This window comes from Streptomyces sp. NPDC059957 (genome assembly GCF_042730015.1).
In the GTDB taxonomy this organism is placed as follows: domain Bacteria; phylum Actinomycetota; class Actinomycetes; order Streptomycetales; family Streptomycetaceae; genus Streptomyces.
The window spans coordinates 1,620-5,158 of record NZ_JBHWMB010000069.1; the positions used below are offsets into that span (position 1 = coordinate 1,620).

A 3,539-nucleotide genomic window follows, 5' to 3' on the forward strand; every position below is an offset into this window, starting at 1 on the left:
TTCTCGGGGGGTGGGGGTGGCCCCCCCACTCGGGTGGGGGTGGCCCCCGAGGCCTGCCGGTCGCGCGGGTCGCTCCGTACGGCTAGCCCGTACGGGAGCCGGCCGGGCGCTCCCAGCGGTAGAACTCCCGGGCCATGGCGTCCTTCGGACTGCGCCAGGTCTCCGGGTTGTGCGGGCTCACGTAGGCGGTGAGCCGGTCGCTGAGGTCCCGGAACTCCGGGTGGCCGGTGACTTCGGCGATGGCCGGGCCGGGGGGCCGGTCCGACTCGATGAAGTGCATGTACACGTCGCCGAACTGGAAGAGGCTGCGGCGGGTGACCCCGACGAGGTGCGGCAGCTCGCCCGCGTCCGAGGCCGCGAAGAGCTCGGCGATGTCGGGGGCGGACTGCGGCGCCATGCGGGCCACGATGAGAGCGCGGTGCATCCGGTGTGCTCCCTTTCGTCTCAGACGCGGCTGGCCGCGGGCGTGCGGCTCTCGCGTTCGCGCTGTTCGATCTTCTCCCGGATCAGCTCCATCTGGACCTTGGAGTTCCGGTTGATGTTCGCGGTCATCCAGGCGTCGTCGACGGGTGCCGTCGGCTTCATCGCGAAGTCCTGGGTCCACACCATCCGGGTGCCGCCGGGGACCTCGAAGTACTGCCAGTGGATGTCCATGTGCTCGAACGGGCCGGTCTCGACCCGGCGGGCGCGCACGGTGCGGCTGACGGGGTCGGGGGTGCGTTCCGAGACCCAGCTCCACACGGTGCCGTTCTCGTCCGGGTGCATCGTGAGGCGGAAGCGGGTGGTGGGCCCGTCCTCCTCCAGGACCTCCAGCGAGGCGTACTCGCTGAACAGCCCGGGCCAGCTCTGGAGATCGTTGGTCATCGCCCAGACGGTGTCCATGGGCGCCTTCACGACGATCTCGTTCTCGGTGTGTCCTGCCATCTCAAGCTCCGGTCATCAGGCTGGTGTTGACGAGTTCGAGGAACTCCTTGGGGGTCTTGCAGCGGTCCGCGTCGGTGGGCAGGGCCCGGCCGCGCTGGTTCTCCAGCAGCCCGACGATGCCGAGCAGGCCCAGCGAGTCGAGGCCGTAGTCGTCGAACAGGGAGTCCGGGCGGTTCTTCATGTCGGCCGGGTCCACGGTGATGCCGGCCCCGGACTTCATCAGGGCGGCCAGCTCCTCGACGGTCAGTCGTTCGGACATGAGCGGCTCCTTCTGTCTCTGGTCTCTAGGAGGGGATCTTGATGACGAGCGCGGCGTTGGAGCCCATGAGGCCCCGGCTCAGCACGAGCGCGGTGCGCAGCTGCGCCGGGCGGGCGCTGCCGGTCACGACGTCGAGGTCGTGGCACACGTCGAACACGTTCGGCGTGGGCGGGACGATGCCGTGTTCCAGGGCGAGGACCGCGGCAGCGGTGTCGAGGGCGGGGGCCGCGCAATAGGCGCGCCCCGTCCCGGTCTTGGGGGCCGTGACCGGTACCTTGCGCCCGTGTGCTCCGAGGGCGGAGAGGATCGCGGCCGCCTCGGCCCGGTCGGCCTCCGGGGTGCCGAGCGCGTCGGCGAAGACCACGTCGACCTCCTCGGGGGCGCAGCCCGCTTCCCTCAGGGCGCCCTTGATGGCGTGGGCCAGGCCCTCGGCGGAGGCGTCGGCCCGTTCGGGGTGGTGCGGGCCGGTGAAGGTCGCCGCGTGTCCCGCCAGGAGGGCCCGTACGGAGGCGCCGCGGCGGATGGCCGCCTGCTCCTCTTCCACCAGGAACATCGCGCCGCCCTCGGCGGGTACGAAGCCGCAGGCCTTCTCGGTGAAGGGCCGGTAGGCCCGCTCCGGATCCTCGTGGGTGCTCAGGGCCTCGTAGCCGAGCTGGCAGACGATGGAGTACGGGGCCAGGGGCGCCTCGGTGGCTCCGACCAGCATGGCCTTGCTGCCCTGGTTGATGGCCCGGGCGGCGTGCGCGAAGGCGTCGAGTCCGCCCGCCTCGTCGGCGGCGACGACCCCGCAGGGGCCCTTGAGGCCCCGGCGGATGGAGATCTGCCCGGTGCTGGCCGCGTAGAACCAGGCGATCGACTGGTACGGGCCGACGTAGCGCGGGCCCTGGCCCCAGAGGTGCTGCAGCTCGCGCTGGCCGAACTCGCCGCCGCCGGAACCTGCGGCGGTGACCACGCCGACCGAGAAGGGGTCGTCCTCGTAGTCGGCCCGGCCGAGCCGGCCGTCCTCCAGGGCGAGGTCGGCCGCGGCGAGGGCGTGATGGGTGTAGCGGTCGGTCTGGACGAGGTAGCGTTCCTCGACCATGGAGGCCGCGTCGAAGCCCCGTACCTCGCCGGCGACGCGCAGCGGGAGGTGTTCGCAGCCCTCGCGGGTGACGCGGCCCAGGACGGAGGCGCCCGACTGGGTCGCCTTCCAGAAGGCCTCGACGCCGATGCCGTTGGGCGCGACCACTCCGATGCCCGTGATGACCGTACGGACGCTCACGAGACCACCTCCTCCTTGCGCTCGTCGGGGCGGGTCATGACGACCGCGGACTGGAAGCCGCCGAAGCCGCTGCCCACGGAGAGCACGTTGCGCAGGGTGCGCTCGCGGGCGACGCGCGGGACGTAGTCCAGGTCGCATTCCGGGTCGGGGGTCTCGTAGTTGGCCGTGGGCGGGACGACCTGGTGGGTCATCGCCAGGACGCAGGCGGCCAGTTCGATCGCCCCGATGGCGCCGAGCGAGTGCCCCACCATGGACTTGATGGAGGTCATCGGCGTCTTGTAGGCGTGGTCTCCCAGGACCTTCTTGACCGCCGCGGTCTCGTGGCGGTCGTTCTGCTTGGTCCCGGAGCCGTGCGCGTTGACGTAGTCGATCTCGCGGGCGTCGGTCCGGGCCTGGGCGAGGGCGGTTTCGATGGCGCGGGCCATCTCCAGGCCCTCGGTGGTCAGCCCCGTCATGTGGTGGGCGTTGCCGAAGGTGGCGTAGCCGCCGATCTCGCAGTAGACGGTCGCACCGCGGGCGCGGGCGTGTTCCAGCTCTTCCAGGACGAGGACGGCGCCGCCTTCACCGAGGACAAATCCGTCGCGGTCGGCGTCGAAGGGCCGGGAGGCGTGGGCCGGGTCGTCGTTGTTGGGCGAGGTGGCCTTGATGGCGTCGAAGCAGGCCACGGTGATGGGCGAGACGGGCGAGTCGGAGGCGCCGGCGATGCAGACGTCCATCTTGCCCTCGGCGATGGAGTGGAAGGCGTAGCCGATGGCGTCGAGTCCGGAGGTGCAGCCGGTGGAGACGGTCTGGACCGGTCCGCGTGCTCCCGTCTTCTCCGCGACGGCGGAGGCCAGGGTGGCGGGGGTGAAGGCGCGGTGCAAGTGGGCCCCGGCGAGCCGGTGGTCCACGTCCCACCAGTCGCCCGACTGGCTGACGGCCACGTAGTCGTTCTCCAGGCGGGTGGTGCCGCCCACGGCGGTGCCGAGGGAGACTCCGGTGCGCCAGGCCTGGTCCGTGGTGAGGTCGAGTCCGGCGTCGCGCACGGCTTCGGCGGCGGCGACCAGCGCGAACTGGATGTACCGGTCCGCGCGGGCCGCCTCCTCGGCGCCGAGG

The 3,539-nt window shown here is 71.8% G+C and carries 5 protein-coding genes; all 5 read right to left on the reverse strand.

Annotated elements, in window-relative coordinates; translation table 11 throughout:
• Positions 1-82: 82 nt before the first annotated feature.
• Positions 83-424 (reverse strand): TcmI family type II polyketide cyclase, encoded by a 342-nt coding sequence (locus ACFWBW_RS32985; RefSeq protein ID WP_385380488.1) that lies wholly within the window; start codon positions 422-424, stop codon positions 83-85.
• A 20-nt stretch (positions 425-444) separates the two neighbouring features.
• Positions 445-924, reverse strand: coding sequence for an SRPBCC family protein (locus ACFWBW_RS32990; RefSeq protein ID WP_385380491.1), 480 nt, complete (start codon positions 922-924; stop codon positions 445-447).
• Between the two features lies 1 nt (position 925).
• Positions 926-1,183, reverse strand: a complete 258-nt coding sequence (locus ACFWBW_RS32995) for a phosphopantetheine-binding protein (protein ID WP_112448182.1) — start codon at positions 1,181-1,183, stop codon at positions 926-928.
• A gap of 25 nt (positions 1,184-1,208) precedes the next feature.
• Entirely contained in the window at positions 1,209-2,444 is a 1,236-nt protein-coding gene (locus tag ACFWBW_RS33000; protein ID WP_385380494.1) for a ketosynthase chain-length factor, read from the reverse strand.
• The coding region (locus tag ACFWBW_RS33005) for a beta-ketoacyl-[acyl-carrier-protein] synthase family protein (RefSeq protein ID WP_385380497.1) at positions 2,441-3,539 on the reverse strand (1,099 nt) is incomplete at its 5' end. The genes ACFWBW_RS33000 and ACFWBW_RS33005, both read right to left, overlap by 4 nt.